The 344-nt window shown below is 64.2% G+C and carries 1 other annotated feature.

What is annotated here, in order from left to right:
• Nucleotides 1–53: a sequence feature (5S ribosomal RNA rRNA prediction is too short), on the bottom strand.
• Nucleotides 54–344 lie beyond the last annotated feature (291 nt).

The raw sequence follows: 344 nt of genomic DNA, 5'->3' as shown, positions 1-344 counted from the left end.
GCTGTGGGTCTTAGCTTCCGGGTTCGGGATGGGACCGGGCGTTTCCCCCACGCTATGACCACCGTAACACTGTGTCCCGCCCGCACCCTTGGGGGGGTGGGGGGGGGAATCCTGGTGTGGGTGTTGCTGGGCTGTATTCGGTTGTGCTGTGTTCGGTTGTGGTTGGGTGCCCCGGGGGGGGTTGTTGGTTGGGAACCATATAGTGGACGCGGGCATGCTTTGCCACACCGGGCCGGCCGTGACGCGTGATGCGTGGGCGGGCCTGGTGTGTGGTGGTGGTGGGTCAAGGTGTCGGCGTATTAGTACCGGTCGGCTTCGACAGTCGTTGGTCCTGTCTTCCACGT

Origin of the sequence: Specibacter cremeus (assembly GCF_003946885.1) — a bacterium.
Taxonomy (GTDB): domain Bacteria; phylum Actinomycetota; class Actinomycetes; order Actinomycetales; family Micrococcaceae; genus Specibacter; species Specibacter cremeus.
Note: the sequence above shows the minus strand (reverse complement) of the source record. Positions and strands in the feature narration are given on the sequence as shown.